This is a genomic window from Bifidobacterium sp. ESL0732 (genome assembly GCF_029395535.1).
Taxonomy (GTDB): Bacteria; Actinomycetota; Actinomycetes; order Actinomycetales; family Bifidobacteriaceae; genus Bifidobacterium.
The window spans coordinates 162982-181539 of the sequence record NZ_CP113920.1; the positions used below are offsets into that span (position 1 = coordinate 162982).

At 53.6% G+C, this 18558-nt stretch carries 9 protein-coding genes and 4 rRNA genes; 11 read left to right on the plus strand and 2 right to left on the minus strand.

Annotated features, from left to right (window positions below; all coding sequences use genetic code 11):
• Nucleotides 1-88: 88 nt before the first annotated feature.
• From rrf (OZX70_RS00475) to rrf (OZX70_RS00505), 7 genes are all read left to right on the plus strand, one after another.
• Nucleotides 89-205 (plus strand): 5S ribosomal RNA (rrf, locus tag OZX70_RS00475).
• Between the two features lie 270 nt (nucleotides 206-475).
• Nucleotides 476-1009 carry a GNAT family N-acetyltransferase gene (locus tag OZX70_RS00480; RefSeq protein WP_277181066.1) on the plus strand — a complete coding sequence of 178 codons (534 nt, stop codon included), beginning with the start codon at nucleotides 476-478 and terminating at the stop codon, nucleotides 1007-1009.
• Between the two features lie 545 nt (nucleotides 1010-1554).
• A complete protein-coding gene (locus OZX70_RS00485) occupies nucleotides 1555-3384 on the plus strand; it encodes an AAA family ATPase (RefSeq protein ID WP_277181068.1) in 1830 nt (609 codons plus the stop codon).
• A gap of 179 nt (nucleotides 3385-3563) precedes the next feature.
• Nucleotides 3564-5093, plus strand: a complete 1530-nt coding sequence (locus OZX70_RS00490) for a hypothetical protein (protein ID WP_277181070.1) — start codon at nucleotides 3564-3566, stop codon at nucleotides 5091-5093.
• Nucleotides 5094-5554: 461 nt separating this feature from the next.
• Nucleotides 5555-7079 (plus strand): 16S ribosomal RNA (locus OZX70_RS00495).
• Between the two features lie 422 nt (nucleotides 7080-7501).
• Nucleotides 7502-10572: ribosomal RNA gene (locus tag OZX70_RS00500) — 23S ribosomal RNA — on the plus strand.
• A 162-nt stretch (nucleotides 10573-10734) separates the two neighbouring features.
• Nucleotides 10735-10851: ribosomal RNA gene (gene rrf / locus OZX70_RS00505) — 5S ribosomal RNA — on the plus strand.
• Together the 16S, 23S and 5S rRNA genes form the textbook arrangement of a ribosomal RNA operon.
• A gap of 285 nt (nucleotides 10852-11136) precedes the next feature.
• On the opposite strand, the gene OZX70_RS00510 is transcribed toward rrf (OZX70_RS00505), so the two are convergent.
• Together OZX70_RS00510 and OZX70_RS00515 are read right to left on the minus strand one after the other, a co-directional pair.
• Complete coding sequence (locus tag OZX70_RS00510; RefSeq protein WP_277181072.1) at nucleotides 11137-11460, minus strand: transcriptional regulator; 324 nt, start codon at nucleotides 11458-11460, stop codon at nucleotides 11137-11139.
• On the minus strand, nucleotides 11457-12164 hold the full coding sequence (locus OZX70_RS00515) for a hypothetical protein (RefSeq protein ID WP_277181074.1): 708 nt from the start codon (nucleotides 12162-12164) through the stop codon (nucleotides 11457-11459). Before OZX70_RS00515 ends, OZX70_RS00510 begins: the two co-directional genes overlap by 4 nt.
• A gap of 284 nt (nucleotides 12165-12448) precedes the next feature.
• Here OZX70_RS00515 and OZX70_RS00520 point away from each other — a divergent pair, with 284 nt between their 5' ends.
• The 4 genes from OZX70_RS00520 to OZX70_RS00535 all read left to right on the plus strand — a co-directional run bounded on the left by OZX70_RS00520 (nucleotide 12449) and on the right by OZX70_RS00535 (nucleotide 18557).
• Complete coding sequence (locus OZX70_RS00520) at nucleotides 12449-14263, plus strand: FTR1 family protein (protein WP_277181076.1); 1815 nt, start codon at nucleotides 12449-12451, stop codon at nucleotides 14261-14263.
• A 108-nt stretch (nucleotides 14264-14371) separates the two neighbouring features.
• Nucleotides 14372-15013, plus strand: a complete 642-nt coding sequence (locus OZX70_RS00525) for an iron transporter (RefSeq protein ID WP_277181078.1) — start codon at nucleotides 14372-14374, stop codon at nucleotides 15011-15013.
• A 559-nt stretch (nucleotides 15014-15572) separates the two neighbouring features.
• Nucleotides 15573-16847: a Fe-S-containing protein gene (locus tag OZX70_RS00530; RefSeq protein WP_277181080.1), complete on the plus strand. Its 1275-nt coding sequence runs from the start codon at nucleotides 15573-15575 to the stop codon at nucleotides 16845-16847.
• Nucleotides 16848-17192: 345 nt separating this feature from the next.
• A complete protein-coding gene (locus tag OZX70_RS00535; RefSeq protein ID WP_277181082.1) occupies nucleotides 17193-18557 on the plus strand; it encodes an FtsX-like permease family protein in 1365 nt (454 codons plus the stop codon).
• Nucleotide 18558 lies beyond the last annotated feature (1 nt).

Below are 18558 nucleotides of genomic sequence, written 5' to 3' on the forward strand. Positions count from 1 at the left end.
CACGATTCATCCGCATCCAACGCGTCCGCTTTCCGGTTCCCGAGCCGCCACATGCCGCAGCCCCGAGGGTTGCGTACAATTCAAGATTTGCGGCGGCCATAGCCCAGGGGAGACGCCCGGTCCCATTCCGAACCCGGAAGCTAAGGCCTGGCACGGCGATGGTACTGCACCCGACAGGGTGTGGGAGAGTAGCCCGCCGCCGCACCACACTCCACGAAAGGGGAGCGCCCGAAAGGACGGCTCCCCTTTTCTCATACCCCACACACACCACGGCCACAAGCCGCACGGCACCCGCGGCCCCCCCACGAGGCCTCCGCGCGCACCGGCCGCGGCCGCACACCCGCACGGGACGGAATCCCGGGAATGGGATCCGCGTCACGACCCTCCGCACTATCGGTACGTTGCATCCTCGTCATGCATGCTTCGTCAGCCGGAATTACTTTGTTATATCCGCACATTTCGATAATATCGAATTATGACAGTGCAACTGTGCGATATCGACAAATCAAACTTTTATCAGGTCCTGGACATGCGCCGACCTGAAGGCGAAGAATATGTGGCGCCGAACAGCGTTTCCCTTGCCGAGGCATGGCTCTATGGGGATGAGCACACGGTCCATCCTTTTGCAATCTATGACGATGATGCCTTGGTGGGCTTTGCAATGACCCATGACGATTGCAATCAACGAATTTGCCATGTCTGGCGGATCCTGATACCGGAAGAATATGTGAACCATGGGTATGGCTCACGTACGCTGGAACTTTTGGCTCAAAAAGCGAAAGCTGCCGGCATGGTTCGGTTGCGTTTAAGCTACGTGCCTGGCAACGCCATGGCCGAACACGTATATGTCAAGGCGGGTTTCACCGCTACTGGTGAGATTGATGACGGCGAGATCGTCATGGAACGATTTCTACTCGAGAGTTCAGATGCTTTTGGTCTGATTGAAAAGCGACTTGGCGATGATAGCGGTACGACAGATATCGATGATATCGATTGGGATACACTGTGACGAATACGTTGTTACCGAAAACTTGCCACAGAAAATGGTAAAAACTTAAGCGTCCACAATTCCGGCAATCATTCATGCAGATTGTTGCAGATCCGAAATCAGAACCGTATCAGCCGCCTCATCTTTTTCAAAAGCTTCAGCAGGCCAGTAAAAGATTGTGCCCCAGGCGGATCAACGGTCAGCATCGTCGTGTGGCTTACTATATCGATGACGATACGCAAACAGAAACTATCTACCCTGTTTGGAGCCATAACGAATAACCTCAGTTGTACAGTGATTTGTTCATGTTTATGTCGTAGTTTGGTTTGGGTTTATAGGTTCTCATTAAGTTTTCGTTGCCTTGCCTTGGTAAGAAGAAGGAATCGCTTGAGGCACCATAATCAGCATTGAGCGTTTAAAAGCGTAAAAGAAGCGTATATCTGCAAATCAAACGAACATAATGTTCATTATCGGATTTGGCGAACATTGTTGTTTTGTTGAAAACGGTGGTATCCTCGACTGAGTAATTATGCTTGAAATGTGGTAAATATAATCAAGGATGGGTAATGGTTCAATCTGGATGTATTAAGGAGCAGGTTTCCTTTTATGAAGAAGTTGCAGATAAACTATCGGCTTTTCGTCAAGATAGCAGACCCTTACTTGCGAAAATAAAAAATGTTGATCGAAGAATGGGTATCAGTCCTAGAAAATATCTTATTAATGTCATAGACCCCTTTACGGTATACAATCTTTTCAATGCTTATGCGCGAACATCTAACTTTCAAAATCGGCAGCATTATATGTCTGAGCTTAAGAGTGAGCTTGCTATCAAAGCACCGGTTCCGACTGACTTAAAAGGCATTTCCATAAGAAGTGCTGGCCCGCCAACATTCTATCGGACGTCGGTAAAAAACAGACGAGTATCTGCAGCTCAGCAGAAGGAAGATATAGAGAATCTGTGGCTTTTATTTGAAGCTGCCAGAGTTCTTGAGTCTGATGACACGAATAAAGCTCGTCAAACATTTATGAACGCATATGATGTAGTGTTGAAAATTCCCGGACTTAAGTGGTCTCTGACTAACGGGCTGAGTTGGCTGAATCTTCAGCGTTACGTATCGCTGAGTGAATATAACAGAAGATTTATCCAGGGCCAACGGCAGCCAGTATTTGAAAAGGTTGCTGCCTTGTTAGATAATAACCCGCCCAATGGTGGTGACTATCTCGAGCTCTGTGATGATTGCCTGAATGCGGTTCAGAGCGAGAAAGTTCCTTATTCAAGTCTGCAGGACATGTCATATCATGCTTGGGAAAGTCATGGTGGGAGCGTCCCAGATGCCTCGATGTCGGATACCGAACCGTCGTCAAATCGCGATTCTTTAGCGGATGATGCTGGTGTCGGCTCAAATACAAGTGTGCCCAGCGATGATGGGACTGGAGAAAAACGAGACGGTGCCGCTCCGACAGAGGCTACCAACCCTAGAGTTCAAGAGATTTTCGAGATGATGACTAGGAGGCATGGTTCCCCCAACGTTATTCTTCATGGTGCGCCGGGAACAGGCAAGACGACGATGGCGAAACAAATTGCTGCGAAGATCATCAGGGTTCCAGATGTTGCAGCGCTTGCGGAGGATGACTTTCGTTTCGACTTTGTCCAGTTCCATCCGAGTTATGACTACACTGATTTTGTAGAAGGGATACGTCCGGTGAAGGCTGTTGATTCCCGATCCGGTTTTGAGTTGCGTCCTGGTGTGTTTATGCGATTCATAAATAAAGCGCGTAAAGATCCTGAGCGGAAGTATGTTTTCGTCATTGATGAGATTAACCGCGGCAATATATCGGAGATTTTTGGTGAGCTGTTTTTCAGCATCGATCCAGGGTACCGTGGGTTGAAAGGCAAAGTAAAGACCCAGTACGCTAACCTGCATGATGATAATGATAAGAAATCGTCGTCGAATGCCGACAAAGATGATTCCAACGATTGGTTCTATATCCCAGAAAACGTCTACATCATCGCGACGATGAATGACATCGACCGATCCGTCGATACCTTCGATTTCGCTATGCGCCGGCGCTTCAGGTTTGTGCCCATATCCGTTGAGGATAGCAAGGTGATGCTGTCTGGAGCGCAAATCGGGCAGGCGGAAGCTTTCATGGATAAAGTGAACGACGAAATCAAAGTTTCCGGACTTGGTTCCGGATATTGCATTGGTGCGAGCTATTTTGTGAATATGGCTCAGGGCGAAGAAACGGCTCGCGAGCTTTGGAAAAACGAGCTGAAACCATTGCTGATTGAGTATCAGAGAATAATGCCTGAGTCTGACGGAGCCAGAACTTTACAAGATTTTGAAGAAAAGGAAGACCAGGAGGTCGATTCTGTTGAACCGTTGCCGGAATGATTAAGATTGGTTAGACAAATGTGACGTTTAGCAATGTTGGCTGATGGATGCAGGACTTGGCAAGTCGCTGGTGTTCGCGAACTCATAACATAAACGAAAAAATCTGACCGGGTCTTCAGACAAACAAAATCCGCTCATAGCAGGTTTCGAAGATCAGCATTTGCGCTCGGGAGCAAGACATGGAAATGACTTTTATCTGCAACAATACGGTGGATATGAATAAGGCGGATAACACGAAGATTGGCGAGAGTGGGCTTCTGCAGAAGATTAACGGTCTGAAGCTTTCTGAGTTGCATGATAAATTCGGAGGAAGATGTTTCTTCGTTCTTCCTAGAGGGCTCGCAGGTTCTCCGGATTTGCGTGATGATGAAGGGTGTACGGTCATTGCCCATCCAGGAGATAAGCAGGAAACCAAATATAAGACCGGCAACGTCATGGGGTTCATCGGTTATGCCGGTGACGCCTTGACAATTACCTCGCCGTTCGTCAGCGCAGTTGATAAGAAGAAAAACGAGGATCTGTACTTAATAGATGAGCGTCCAGCACAGCTGAATGGTTTTGGAGCTGATTGGTTCTTACAGTATCTGTTGCAACGAGTATTGGGTTTGCGGCTTGATTTGGTAGATTTGTCGATTAACGCCGATGTTGAAACAAGGATTTTCCAACTGATGGTGCTGCTATTCCCCAATTTCCTGCATCAAGCGATGCTTAAAGGGCCGTTCAGCACGTACATCAGGCATCAGCACAATGACCTTGCGGTAAGAGGCCCCATCGATGTGGACAGACAAATAATCAGTAATATCGGTCGTCGTGACCGACTTGCGTACAGCTCGTACGATCCTTCGCCGGATAATATGATGAATCAATTGGTGCGGCATACTATAGAAATGATTCCCCGACTTTACCCTGAACGTGGCCTTGGCCGTGGTGTACTCGGTGATTTGCGTATCAGAAAAGATATACGGGCGATAAGGCGCGCTACTGATGCGACATATAATCCATACGATTGGGTAAAGGTCGTTGAATATAATCGACGTAATCCGTTCAAACATCCCTATTATTCAGAATATGCTGATTTGCAGAAACTCTGCTTGGCAATCATTGACAGGCAATCTATTGCTGCCAAAGGGCATGCGAACGACATGTATGGCATTCTATTCGATGGAGCATGGCTCTGGGAAGAATATGTTGGGAAAGTACTCGGCTCGCAGTTCTGGCATCCAAAAAACAGGTTGAAAGGCCATGCAGGTAGTGGTGAACAAATGCTGTTGCGAAGAATGGATAAAGATCGTGATGCCAGTAAGGCATGTGTAGGTCAGATTTTTCCGGATTTTGTTACGGCTGACGGGAATTTTGTGTTGGATGCCAAATTTAAGGTAACCACGGGAATAAGCGGAAACGATTATAAGCAGGTACTGACTTATATGTTTCGATTTGGCACCAGTCGCGGCTATTATCTACATCCACTTCGTAATGACGGAAAGCTCAATGATGACGAGAACGAGTTAATAGAGTACAGATTGTTAAAGGGTGTAGATGGGCATGACTTTACGAGAGAACTATTCGATGTGGATCAGACGCAGGATGTCACTGTATACAAGATTGGACTGAATATTCCTTCCGAGGATTGCAGCTATCCCCAATTCAGCAAACAGATGGGAAAGAACGAAGATCGCATGCGTAAGCTGATTCAGCATCCAGAAAGTTGACAAGAGAAAATAGTGCTTGACTTGTAATGGCTTAGTGGCAAAAAGTCTCGAGTACGTTTTACTTATTTCCAAAGTCGAAAGCAGTATAAAAGCAACAATTCCGACACGCCGACGAAACGTTGAAATTAGAATGAATATAGAGCATTTATTTCAATGAAACTTGCGTGTGGGGGCAATCTAGTGTAAGTTATCTACTTGCTGCCTGATGGCGACAACAAATCCCTGAGATTAGTTGAAATCATTGGTGTGGTGGTGGTTTGAGAACTCAAGAGTGTGTCTGTACTACTTTTTATTTGTAAAGCTTTTTTTGATTGCCAGTTTGGCGTCCGCCCCGTGTTTTGCGGGGTGCCTCTAGCGGGGCTGTGAGGGACGTCGAGGTTTTTAGTGGGGGCCATTCCCCCTTATGGAATGGTTCCGTCAATTATTTTGTATAGAGCCGATTTGTTCGGCCTTTCATGTTTTTTGTGGAGGGTTCGATTCTGGCTCAGGATGAACGCTGGCGGCGTGCTTAACACATGCAAGTCGAACGGGATCCATGGTGCTTGCACCGTGGTGAGAGTGGCGAACGGGAGAGTAATGCGTGACCAACCTGCCCCATGTTCCGGAATAGCTCCTGGAAACGGGTGGTAATGCCGGGTGTTCCGCGTGATCGCATGTGATCGCGGGAAAGGGTTACCGACATGGGATGGGGTCGCGTCCTATCAGCTTGTTGGCGGGGCAACGGCCCACCAAGGCTTTGACGGGTAGCCGGCCTGAGAGGGCGACCGGCCTCATTGGGACTGAGATACGGCCCAGACTCCTACGGGAGGCAGCAGTGGGGAATATTGCACAATGGGGGGAACCCTGATGCAGCGACGCCGCGTGCGGGATGAAGGCCTTCGGGTTGTAAACCGCTTTTGTTGGGGAGCAAGCGAGAGTGAGTGTACCCTTCGAATAAGCGCCGGCTAACTACGTGCCAGCAGCCGCGGTAATACGTAGGGCGCAAGCGTTATCCGGATTTATTGGGCGTAAAGAGCTCGTAGGCGGTTCGTCGCGTCTGGTGTGAAAGCCCATCGCTTAACGATGGGTCTGCGCCGGATACGGGCGGGCTTGAGTGCAGTAGGGGAGACTGGAATTCCCGGTGTAACGGTGGAATGTGTAGATATCGGGAAGAACACCAATGGCGAAGGCAGGTCTCTGGGCTGTTACTGACGCTGAGGAGCGAAAGCGTGGGGAGCGAACAGGATTAGATACCCTGGTAGTCCACGCCGTAAACGGTGGATGCTGGATGTGGGGCCCATTCCACGGGTTCCGCGTCGGAGCTAACGCGTTAAGCATCCCGCCTGGGGAGTACGGCCGCAAGGCTAAAACTCAAAGAAATTGACGGGGGCCCGCACAAGCGGCGGAGCATGCGGATTAATTCGATGCAACGCGAAGAACCTTACCTGGGCTTGACATGTTCCGGATCGCCTCAGAGATGGGGCTTCCCTTCGGGGCCGGTTCACAGGTGGTGCATGGTCGTCGTCAGCTCGTGTCGTGAGATGTTGGGTTAAGTCCCGCAACGAGCGCAACCCTCGCCTTGTGTTGCCAGCGGGTTATGCCGGGAACTCACAAGGGACCGCCGGGGTCAACTCGGAGGAAGGTGGGGATGACGTCAGATCATCATGCCCCTTACGTCCAGGGCTTCACGCATGCTACAATGGCCGGTACAACGGGATGCGACATGGCGACATGGAGCGGATCCCTGAAAACCGGTCTCAGTTCGGATTGGAGTCTGCAACCCGACTCCATGAAGGCGGAGTCGCTAGTAATCGCGGATCAGCAACGCCGCGGTGAATGCGTTCCCGGGCCTTGTACACACCGCCCGTCAAGTCATGAAAGTGGGCAGCACCCGAAGCCGGTGTCCGAACCCCTTGTGGGGCGGAGCCGTCTAAGGTGAGGCTCGTGATTGGGACTAAGTCGTAACAAGGTAGCCGTACCGGAAGGTGCGGCTGGATCACCTCCTTTCTACGGAGAATTCAGGATGCTGTTTGGCATCCGGTGTCGGGCCGTCTCGGGATGTTCCCGTTGATGGTCCTGCTGGTGTGGAAAAGATCAAGGATGACAGCTTTACACATACATTGGAGTATGGGCATGCTTTTGGGCTCCCGGATCGCCACCCCATCCCTTGTGGATGGTGCGATTCGATGCCTTCCGTTGACGGCGGCCCCGGTCGGGGCGTCTGATGCGGTCGTGCGTGGTGGCTTGAGAACTGGATAGTGGACGCGAGCAAGATTTTGATCTTGCTTTGTTAGATGCAATTTTTAAGACCGGTCTCCGATTTTCTAATTGGGGATTTGGTCGATCGTTTTGTGATCATTCATAGTGTGATGATGTGTTGTCCAGAGTTTTTCGCAGAAGGTCCTTGCGGCATGCAGCCCGTATGGGTGTGTGTTGCTGGTAAGGGCGTATGGTGGATGCCTTGGCAGACAGTACCGATGAAGGACGTGTGGGGCCGCGATAGGCCTCGGGGAGCCGCCGACAGGGCTTTGATCCGAGGATTTCCGAATGGGGGGACCCGCCAGCCGTATGGGTTGGCACCGCTTTCGAGCGGGGGGTACGCAGGGAAGTGAAACATCTCAGTACCTGCAGGAAAGGATATTCCGTGAGTAGTGGCGAGCGAAAGCGGATCAGGCCAAACCGGCCGCGTGTGATAGCCTCCAGGCGTTGCGCGGCGGGTGTTGTGGGGCCTGGTGCCCGGATGCTGGAGCGTCCGGCGGAAGTCATAAAGCGGCGTGCTAGGCGAACGGGATTGAATTCCCGGCCGTAGAGGGTGATGGCCCCGTAGCCGGTCGCGCGCTGCCTTCCGATCCAGGTTCCCAAGTAGCACGGGACTCGTGGAATCCCGTGTGAATCCGCCCCGACCGTGGGGTAAGCCTAGATATGACTGTCTGACCGATAGCGAACGAGTACCGTGAGGGAAAGGTGAAAAGCACCCCGGGAGGGGAATGAAACAGTTTCTGAAACCGTGCGCCTACGAACCGTCGGAGCCTCCTTGAGGGGTGACGGCGTGCCTATCGAAAAATGAGTCTGCGAGTCAGTGGCAAGTGGCGAGGCTAACCCGTCGTGGGGGAGCCGTAGCGAAGGCGAGTCTCAAAAGGCGTTTGAGTCGCTTGTCCTGGACCCGAAGCGGGATGATCTAGCCCTGAGCAGGTTGAAGCGCGGGTAAGACCGCGTGGAGGACCGGACCCACCTAGGTTGAAAACTGGGGGGATGACTTGGGGCTAGGGGTGAAAGGCCAATCAAATTCCGTGATAGCTGGTTCTCTCCGAAATGCATTTAGGTGCAGCGTCGTGTGGTTCGCCCGGGGGGTAGAGCTACTGGATGCCTGAGGGCGCGTATCGCGTACCGAAGGCAACCAAACTCCGAATACCCGTGGCGGTATAGCGCGGCAGTGAGTCGGCGGGGGATAAGCTCCGTCGTCGAAAGGGAAACAGCCCAGATCGTCGTCTAAGGTCCCGAAGCGCGTGCTAAGTGGGAAAGGATGTGGAGTCGCATAGACAGCCAGGAGGTTGGCTCAGAAGCAGCCACCCTTGAAAGAGTGCGTAACAGCTCACTGGTCTAGTGGTTCCGCGCCGACAATGTAGCGGGGCTCAAGCACGCCACCGAAGACGCGGCAGCGTACGTTTCGTATGCTGGGTAGGAGAGCGTCCCGTACGGGGTGAAGCGGCAGCGTAAGCTCGCCGTGGACCGTGCGGGAGCGAGAATGCAGACATGAGTAGCGAGAGACGGGTGAGGATCCCGTCCGCTGGATGACCAAGGGTTCCGGGGCCACGTTCATCGTCCCCGGGTGAGTCGGGTCCTAAGGCGAGGCCGACAGGCGTAGTCGAATGGACGAACGGGTCGATATTCCCGTACCGGCGCAGGACCGTCCGGGCCGAAAGTCGGGTACTAACCTCCCGCCTTGCGGATGCCTCCCTTCGGGGTGGCTGATGCTTGGCGGTTGGGACAGACCTTCCGGTAGGCCAGCGCAGGAGTGACGCAATGGAAGAGCCGGCCGCGGCGGTGGTAGTCCGTGGCCAAGCGTGCAGCCCGTACCGTAGGCAAATCCGCGGTGCAACAGGGCGAGGCGCGATGGTGGGGCCCGTTGGGGCCGAATCCGGTGGTTTCCGTTGCCGAGAAAAGCTTCGGCGCGAGGTGCTGCGGCGCCCGTACCGCAAACCGACACAGGTGGTCAGGTAGAGAATACCAAAGCGATCGAGCGAATCCTGGTCAAGGAACTCGGCAAATCACTCCCGTGCCTTCGGTATAAGGGAGACCCCCTGCGGTGATGGGCTTCGCGCCCGGAGCCGCGGGGGGTGGCACAGACCAGGGGGTAGCGACTGTTTACCAAAAACACAGGTGCATGCGAAGGCGCAAGCCGCTGTATATGCACTGACGCCTGCCCGGTGCCGGAAGGTTAAGAGGATCCGTCATCCCTCTTCGGAGGGGGCAGCGGTGAATTCAAGCCCCGGTAAACGGCGGTGGTAACTATAACCATCCTAAGGTAGCGAAATTCCTTGTCGGGTAAGTTCCGACCTGCACGAATGGCGTAACGACTTCCCCACTGTCTCGACCAGGAGCTCGGCGAAATTGCAGTACGAGTAAAGATGCTCGTTAAGCGCAGAAGGACGAAAAGACCCCGGGACCTTTACTATACCTTGGTATTGTCATTAGGTGGAAACTGTGTAGCATAGGCGGGAGGCTTCGAAGCGCGGGCGCCAGCCCGTGTGGAGCCGCAAGGTGAAATACCGCTCTGTCTCCATTTGATGTCTAACCTCGACGCGTGATCCGCGTCAGGGACAGTGCCTGGCGGGTAGTTTAACTGGGGCGGTTGCCTCCCAAAGGATAACGGAGGCGCTCAAAGGTCCGCTCAGCCCGGTTGGCAATCGGGTGTCGAGTGCAATCGCACAAGCGGGCTTGACTGTGAGACTGACGGGTCGAGCAGGGACGAAAGTCGGAGATAGTGATCCGGTGCCGGCGCACGGGCGCGGCATCGCTCAACGGATAAAAGGTACCCCGGGGATAACAGGCTGATCATTCCCAAGAGTCCATATCGACGGGATGGTTTGGCACCTCGATGTCGGCTCGTCGCATCCTGGGGCTGTAGCAGGTCCCAAGGGTTCGGCCGTTCGCCGATTAAAGCGGCACGCGAGCTGGGTTCAGAACGTCGTGAGACAGTTTGGTCTCTATCCTCTGCGCTCGTTGGAATATTGAGGAGACCTGCCCATAGTACGAGAGGACCTGGGTGGACGAACCTCTGGTATGCCGGTTGTCGCGCCAGCGGCACGGCCGGTTGGCTACGTTCGGAAGGGATAACCGCTGAAAGCATCTAAGCGGGAAGCCTGCTCCGAGATCAGTATTCCTTGAGGCTTCGAGCCTCTGTAGGCCCCAGGCGAGAACACCTGGTTGATAGGCCGGACGTGGAAGCCCCGCGAGGGGTGGAGCCGACCGGTACTAACGGCCGAAAGGCAATCACACCCCCAACCGTTGCGGTTGGGACGTGAGGCATCTTCTGCGATAAACGAAGACGGCATTGAGCACTTCGATGTCACATCACGATTCATCCGCATCCAACGCGTCCGCTTTCCGGTTCCCGAGCCGCCACATGCCGCAGCCCGAGGGTTGCGTACAATTCAAGATTTGCGGCGGCCATAGCCCAGGGGAGACGCCCGGTCCCATTCCGAACCCGGAAGCTAAGGCCTGGCACGGCGATGGTACTGCACCCGACAGGGTGTGGGAGAGTAGCCCGCCGCCGCACCACACTCCACGAAAGGGGAGCGCCCGAAAGGACGGCTCCCCTTTTCTCATACCCCACACACACCACAGGGCCCCCGCACACGCGGAGCGCACGCGGCACAGCGGAACGGGCCGGGGACCTCGGCAATCATAACCTCACAAACCTCATCATTTGACCGGTGTCTCGTAGTTCTGGGTTAATCATATCGTCGCTGATATGTGCCATCTCTTGTTTCTTATTGAAGGAATGCCAAGTTATATTCACTTGGCTATACAACGAATATAACTTGGCACATAGATTGTGATTTTATTTTTTTGGAGAAGATGTTTTGTCTGTTGCCGGCTTCAACAAAGCCTGCAAATCGTGTAGATACGTTGCAAACGCGTCTCGGCCTGCCGAAGTCACTGAAACGTAGGTGACAGGTTTTCTGCCTTCGAAAGTCTTGTCGATGGAGACGTAGTCGGCTTCCTCCAGCTTGGTCAGGTGAACCGAGAGGTTACCGTTGGTCATATTTAAGAGCTGCTTCAGTTTTGTGAATGATATGGATTCGTCATCGTTCAGACTGGTCAGTGTGGTCATGATCCGCAGCCGTGAAGGTGCGTGAATGACCGGATTGAGTTGCTCACTCATGCATGCTGCTCCTGATCCAGATTGGCAACGGCCTCTGCCGCTCGATGATGCGCGAATATTAATGCCACAAGGAAGGCAATCAAAAGTCCTCCGCCGCCAAGCAAGGCCATAATCCAATATCCTACAGGTATGCCGGCTAGAATTGTGCTCCAACTCAGCGCCATCATCCATAAGCCGGTGATTGACAGTGTGCGGTCGTTGTACATCGCGCCTTGCAACCAGTAAATGAGTCCGAGTATCAGTGGCACCACGAAGTTGTAGAGTACTGACATTTCAGTGTTTTCGGGGCCGTATTTGTCTGCAAATATCGCAAGACCGCACATACTGAAGATAAACGCAAGAGGGTATGACCAACCGGCCACTTTCCCCATTCGTTTGAAATAATGGAACATCTGGTTTCCAGAGCGGATACCGGATGCGTTTCGTGCGTTCAGAAAGCAGGAAACGACGAAAGCCAGTACCAATACGATTGCGAAGATGGTAAACGACCATGCGTTGGTCGTGGTGTCATTGTTGGCAAGAGGTGTGGTTCCGAGAGCGAGAGCCGAGTAACCGATGAGCCAAGCGGCTCCCCAGATGCCAAAATGAATATAAGATCCCTGATTCCTAGCCAGATTTGTCCGTTTCCGTTGTGATTTCACGATATTCAGCGCATCAGCTGGATTCGGGATTTGCTCTTTATCTGAAGATTTGTCTTCTAGCATGGTGGATGCCTTCCGAGGAACTGAATTACTGATAATTGTTGCAATTACAAAGTAGTTTATAACATAAACCTGATTCATCAAATTTGATTTCGCTTATTCGGGACTCTTCGGTCGATGTGTGTCGTTGTAAAATTGGATAGAATGTTAGAAAACGTTGAAATCTCGATCTACTTACCATAAAAAAATTTTAAAAACAAGTCTTTTTTTCTGATTCATTTTCCTTTACTCTGTTTTAAGACATCACGGCACAAGACTGTCGCGGAATAGAGTGAGGCGGAGCGCCAATGCGTGCGAGGACAAGGCTGGCCAAGTTTGTGACACTGTTGCCACTGTTGGCGGTAGTGGCGATGATCGCGTCGTTGCTGGTGCCGCAGAACCCTGCAATCGCAGCGAATCAAAAATCTTCGAATGCCGTAAATGGGGCCAGCACAAATCAGCATTATTCGGCGCGGGCTGTGGCCGATACCGTTACGGAGGACGACGACACTTGGATCTCGGTGGCCAAGGACCTTGGTAAGGGTCTCGAGCAGGTCAATGGTACCTACGCTTCAGGTGACAGGACTACGGCCGCCTCGCAGATGAGCGCGGTTTCGACCAGATATACGGCCTCCAATTTCAGCAGGGCTGTGCAGGAAACGCTTGGTGCAAATCGTCAGCAAGGCGAAATGAACCAGTTTCAGTCCGTGCAGCAACTGACGTATAGCGACGGGCATGAGGCCGATTTAGCCGCGCAGATTTCTACACTTTCCGGCGAACTCGACAACGCTGCAGCACAGCTCGACGCCAGTCCGAATCTCGCCAAGCCCAAGGCCTATGCAGCCCAGATCGAGCAGATGGTCAAGGAACAGCGCAAGGTCCTGCAGAAGAACAAGAAGACAAAGTTCTATGGCAAAGGGAACCGCACTTGGCTTGAGGTTGCCGGGCAGATGGGCAAGGTCATCGATCAGGGCGTTGCCGCGGCGAAAGCCAGGGACGGCGAAAAGGGTGCCGACAAGGTCAATGAGGCCTATTACCAATATTACGAAAAGCTTGGCTTCGAAAAGAACGTAATGAACGCGATTTCGGGTTCTCGCGTCTCCTATATGGAAAGCTGCTTCAAGGAATTGCGTAAGGCCATGGTGCGCGGGGATGCGCCGGCCGGTATCAAGAAGCAAGCGGACGAGCTGAAGGCCAACCTCAATGTCGATGCGAAGAAACTCGACGGTGGGGCAGAAGATCAGGTTAACGGTGCCACGAAATTCGCTACCAGCTCAATCGGGCAGTCGTTCCTGATCCTGGTGCGCGAAGGACTCGAGGCACTGCTGGTGGTCGCGGCCATTATCGCCTACATGCTCAAAAGCGATAACAAGAAACTCGTGAAGTGGATTTATCTCGGCGTCGTCGTCGGACTACTGGGATCGGGGCTGATGGCGGTGCTGTTCGCGGTGTTCTTCAACGGCAACGGGCCGCAACAGGAGATTATGGAGGGCGTGGTCGCGCTGATTGCGATGTGCATGCTCGTCTACACCAGCAACTGGATGCTTTCGAAATCCGATGCTGACGCTTGGCAGAGCTATATCGGCGACAAGGCGAAAAAGGCGGTTTCCGACGTGGCGGCCTCTGATTCGTTGACGTTTGCCGGCGTTGTTTCGCTTGCAATGCTGAGCTTCCTAGCCGTCTTCCGCGAGGGCGCCGAGACGGTGATGTTCTATCAGAGCGTCTACTCGATGACGAAGGATTCAAAGGGTATGTGGATCGGCGGCTTGGCAGCCGCGGTCGTACTGGTTGTTGTCTTCGTGCTGATTCGCTTCACTTCCGTGCACATTCCGTTGCATCCGTTCTTCCTTATTACATCGGCGTTGCTAGCGGTTTTGGCCGTTACGTTCGCCGGTGGCGGCGTGCACTCGCTGATCGAAGGCGATGCCATCAACGGAACCTACTTGGCGAGCATGCCGACCAACGAATGGCTCGGGCTGTACCCGTACACCGAAACCATCGTCGCGCAGATAATCGCTGCCGTTGTGATTATCGGATTGTTTATCGTTTTCGGAATCCGCAAGCATCGCGAAAAGGTGATGAAGGCTGCACAATCGGCTCATTCCTCTGGATCCGCGGCGTAAATGTGGCTTGGGAGAGAACGAGACGGATCCGTTGTGACGATTCGTTCGTCATACTCCATTTTCTAAATATTCGATAATAAATATCCCCAAATAAAACAGGAGAAGATAATGAAGAAAAGCAAACTGACCGGCCTGCTGACCGCGGTGGTCGCAGGGGCGCTCGCGTTCTCACTCGCAGCGTGCGGGTCGAACGGCTCGAATTCAGCTTCCGGAGACAAGGGCAAGTCGAGCTCGTCGTCCTCGCAGAACGCACAGAAGAAAGCGAACAGTAACGGTGCGAAGTTCGAGGAGATTCCGATCGGACACGACCAGCAGATCTTCCCGCTCAATATCGCGACCGTCTACTTCCAGCCGGTCGACATGTATCCGCAGGGGATGGGACTTTCTGCGGCCGAATCGAACCTCCACCTCGAGGCCGACATCCACGCGCTCAAGGACAACAACCTCGGCTACGGCACCGGCGACTTCATCCCGAAGCTCACTGTCAAGTATGAGATTCAGGACAAGAACGACCCGAACAACAAGCAGGATGGCACGTTCATGGAGATGAACGCCGACGACGGTCCGCACTACGGCGCCAACATCAAGCTTGACAAGGCGGGGCAGTATAAGCTCACCTACACCATCTACAGCCCGGAGACCAACGGCTGGACGCTGCACGTCGACCCGGATACCGGTGTCAAAGGTCGCTTCTGGACCAAGCCGATTGTGGCCACGTTCGACTGGAACTACGTCGTGCATCAATGGTGAGACTGCTGTAACGGAATGATAACTGACGTGGTGGAGGAGGGGGATATATTTGCTTCGGAACCCTTACCGGCTGAGCCGTTAAGCGGGAAGCCCTGTGGACTTCCCGTAGGCGAGGTGAGCGCGATGTATCGAGCGCGAAGGCAAAATCTCTGATTTTGCTTAGGCCAAGCTTTACTCCTCAGCAAACATATCCCCCTCCTCCACCACTCAACGGATAGACCCGCTAAGGTGGATGCTCACCATGATGCAAAGCGACTGGGGCGGATAAAAAATAGTTTTTGCGTGGTTGCGAATGTTTTAGCTTACGTAACGTTTAACTTTTGGACATTTAGCAGTTTCGTTTGCTTCGTATTGCTATTTCGTTTAACTAGTCGGAGATAGCAATGATTCGTTGGTTGAGTAGTTGTCTGGGAATATGCTTGCTGAGACATAAAGCTTGGCCTACCGGCCTGGAGGGTGTCGAAGCAAGTATATTCCCAGACAACTGCGTCAGTTGATTCCTTCGTGATCGAGATAAAAGCCAGTGGATTACGGCTGGCAAGGATAAGGATTCGAGAAAATGCTCGAGGAATTTGTGGGGGCGCTGCCGGGGATGGTGGCGCCGGCGCTGCTCGTGATGACACTGAGTGTGCTACTCGGGGTCGGTGAAGGGCGCGATAGGCCGATTAGTCGACAGTGGCGGCTTTACGGGCTGCTCGTGGGGATTGGCGCGGCGCTCGTATTTACAGTGCTGCGCGTGCTGGTCATCGTCGACCGGCGTTCCGGGGTCAATTTGCCGGTGCTTATCGGCTGCGTGGTCTGTGATGTCTTGATACTTGCGATTATGGCTTGTTCGAAGGGACTTGTGCGTGACTGGCATGAGCATCCAATTCGGCTGCATGTGGCCAACGCGATTTCCGCCATCGGCATTGCCCTGACCACGTTTTTCGCTTCGCAGGACGTTTTCATGCAGCTGACCAGCTTTGTGGAGACCGGTGAATCTCCGTTTACTTCCAAGATGCTGCTGCGTGCGCTCGGCTTTGCACTGGGCATCGCGACGGCCGTTGTAGTAGCGGCTATTTTCCGTACCATGCGCACCACGGCGGTGCGTGGTAGTTTTCTTGCGGCATCGATGCTGATGCTGCTGATCTTGCTGGCCCGTCATGTGACGCAGCTGTGCTCGCTGCTGATGTCGATGATGTTTGTCGAATTCGACGGCACCGCGTTTAACGTGCTGATTCTGGCGGCGAACAATGATATGAAACTGGTCATCGCCTCGGTACTGGTCTTTATCATCCCCGTTATCGCTTCAATTGCGGCCGGTTTCCGTACTCCGCTGGCAGGTGACAACGATGCCGTGGTTCGCGAGCACAAAGCGTTCCGGAGACGCGCGAAAGCGGCTGGTGTGTGGAGCCTGATTGCGATGATTGTGGTGACGTTTGCGCTGACCGCAGGCGTCGCCAAAGTCCATGAGCAGCCGACGCTTTCGCCGCCGGAAGGGTATTCGCAGCACAATGGCATCGCGACCATCGCCTTCAACAAGGTGGACGATGGCCATCTGCACCGCTTCCAATACAAAGCCAAGGACGGCACGGTGATGCGCTTCATCATCATCAAGAAGAACGGCGGGTCCTTCGGCGTGGGCCTCGACGCCTGCCTGACCTGTGGCGATGCGGGCTATTACGAGAAGGACGGCAAGATCATCTGCAAGCGTTGCGAGGTGGAGATGAACGTGGCGACCATCGGCTTCAAGGGCGGATGCAACCCGATACCGTTCCCCTACGAGGCCTCGCACGGCAAGATCACCATCCACACCTCCGACCTCGACGCGTTGTCGAGCCATTTCAAGGAATGAGGCGGACGCATGACAAACGAGATGGAAATATTCATGCGTCATGGAACGGGTACGCACAAGATGCTCAGTTGGGGAAACCCGAATGGCCATTTTCTTGCAGCGACGTATGAATATGCAAGAAACCAGCCACGGAGCAGCTCTCACCGACCCTTTTCTTGCATTAGTGCGCGCGTATGCCAGAAACCGGTCACTAGGCGTCACTCAATGGCCATTTTCTTGCATCTGCTTTTGAATATGCAAGATATTGGTCATTTGAGTGCAGAGATATCAATGTTTGGGATACGGCGGTTGCGCGCACAGTGTCAGTGTGCTCCGAACGTGCACGAGTTGGTGTAGGAGGTAACGATGTTCCTGTTACGAATGGTGTTTCGCTCGTTTTCGCGGCAGCTCAAGCGGCGGTTGCTCATTGCGGTGACCGTGTGCCTGTCGGCCACGATTTGCGTGGCGATGCTTGGTGTCGTCTTCGACGTGGGCGACAAGCTCAACGCCGAACTGTCGACGTACGGCTCCAATATTGTCGTCAAGCCCAAAGCCGATGCGGTGGTGTCTGATTTATACAATACTGCGGACGCCGGCAATGGCGACGAAGCTGCGGATCCGACTTCGTTCCTCAAGGAATCGGACGTGCCCAGCATCAAAACGACGTTCTGGGCGTTCAACATTACCGATTTTGCGCCGGAACTCAACGTGAACGCCACGATTGACGGGCGCAATGTGCCGGTGACGGGAACGTGGTTCAACAAGAAAGTGCCATTGGCGACGGGCCAAAGTGTGGTCGCCGGAGTCAAGGGCATGCGCTCATGGTGGAAGGTCGACGGGGCTTGGGCCAAGGATGGTTCTGGGGCAACGGGCACTGGCAAGGTCGTTGCAGCGGCTGATACCAATCAAGCTACCGTCGTGCAAGGCATGATGGGCAAGGACCTGGCGAATGCCACCCATACCAAAGTCGGGCAGACCGTTACGATTTCCAAGGCGACGGCCGACGGGCAACACCGCAGCCAACGCGTGCGGATTGTCGGGATTTTCGATTCCGGCGACAACGATGCCAATGGTCTTTATATTCCTTCGTGGTCGGCGCAACGGCTTTCCGATTTGCCGGATTCCATCGACAAAATCGAGGTCAAGGCGCTCACGACCCCTGAAAACGATTTGGCGCGCAAGGCAGAGAAGGACCCGGCGGCGCTGAGCCAGGAGGAGTGGGAGACTTGGTATTGTACGGCTTATCCGTCTTCGATCGCCTATCAGATCGAGGAGGTCATGCCAGGAGCCGTGGCCAAGCAGGTACGGCAGGTGGCGGCCTTGCAGGGCGACGTGCTGCATAAGACACAAGCGGTGATGATCCTGATGACTGCGTTGAGCCTTATCGCGGCCGCCATCGCCGTGGCCAATCTTATGGCATCGTCGATTGGCGAGCGTGGTTCGGAACTTGCGCTGCTCAAAGCCATCGGTGCCACGGACGGCGCGGTTTCGAGGCTGATGCTTACCGAAACGGCGGTGATTTCGCTGATCGGCGGGCTGGTCGGCGCTGGGCTTGGCTCCTTGCTTGCACAAGTCATCGGACATGTCGTTTTCGGTTCGGGAGTAGTGATGCGACCGATGGTGTTTGTGCTGGTGTTCGTGTTGCTGGCCGTGACCATTCTGATCGCATCGTTCTCCTCGATTCGCTCGATTCTGCATTTGCGTCCGGCGGAGGTGCTCCATGGAAGGTAAA

Coding starts and splice junctions, on each gene's coding strand:
- OZX70_RS00525 (WP_277181078.1), top strand. CDS start 14,372: ATGAAGAAAAGCAAACTGACCGGCCTGCTGACCGCGGTGGTCGCAGGG.
- OZX70_RS00535 (WP_277181082.1), top strand. CDS start 17,193: ATGTTCCTGTTACGAATGGTGTTTCGCTCGTTTTCGCGGCAGCTCAAG.
- OZX70_RS00520 (WP_277181076.1), top strand. CDS start 12,449: ATGCGTGCGAGGACAAGGCTGGCCAAGTTTGTGACACTGTTGCCACTG.
- OZX70_RS00490 (WP_277181070.1), top strand. CDS start 3,564: ATGGAAATGACTTTTATCTGCAACAATACGGTGGATATGAATAAGGCG.
- OZX70_RS00515 (WP_277181074.1), bottom strand. CDS start 12,164: ATGCTAGAAGACAAATCTTCAGATAAAGAGCAAATCCCGAATCCAGCT.
- OZX70_RS00480 (WP_277181066.1), top strand. CDS start 476: ATGACAGTGCAACTGTGCGATATCGACAAATCAAACTTTTATCAGGTC.
- OZX70_RS00485 (WP_277181068.1), top strand. CDS start 1,555: ATGGTTCAATCTGGATGTATTAAGGAGCAGGTTTCCTTTTATGAAGAA.
- OZX70_RS00510 (WP_277181072.1), bottom strand. CDS start 11,460: ATGAGTGAGCAACTCAATCCGGTCATTCACGCACCTTCACGGCTGCGG.
- OZX70_RS00530 (WP_277181080.1), top strand. CDS start 15,573: ATGCTCGAGGAATTTGTGGGGGCGCTGCCGGGGATGGTGGCGCCGGCG.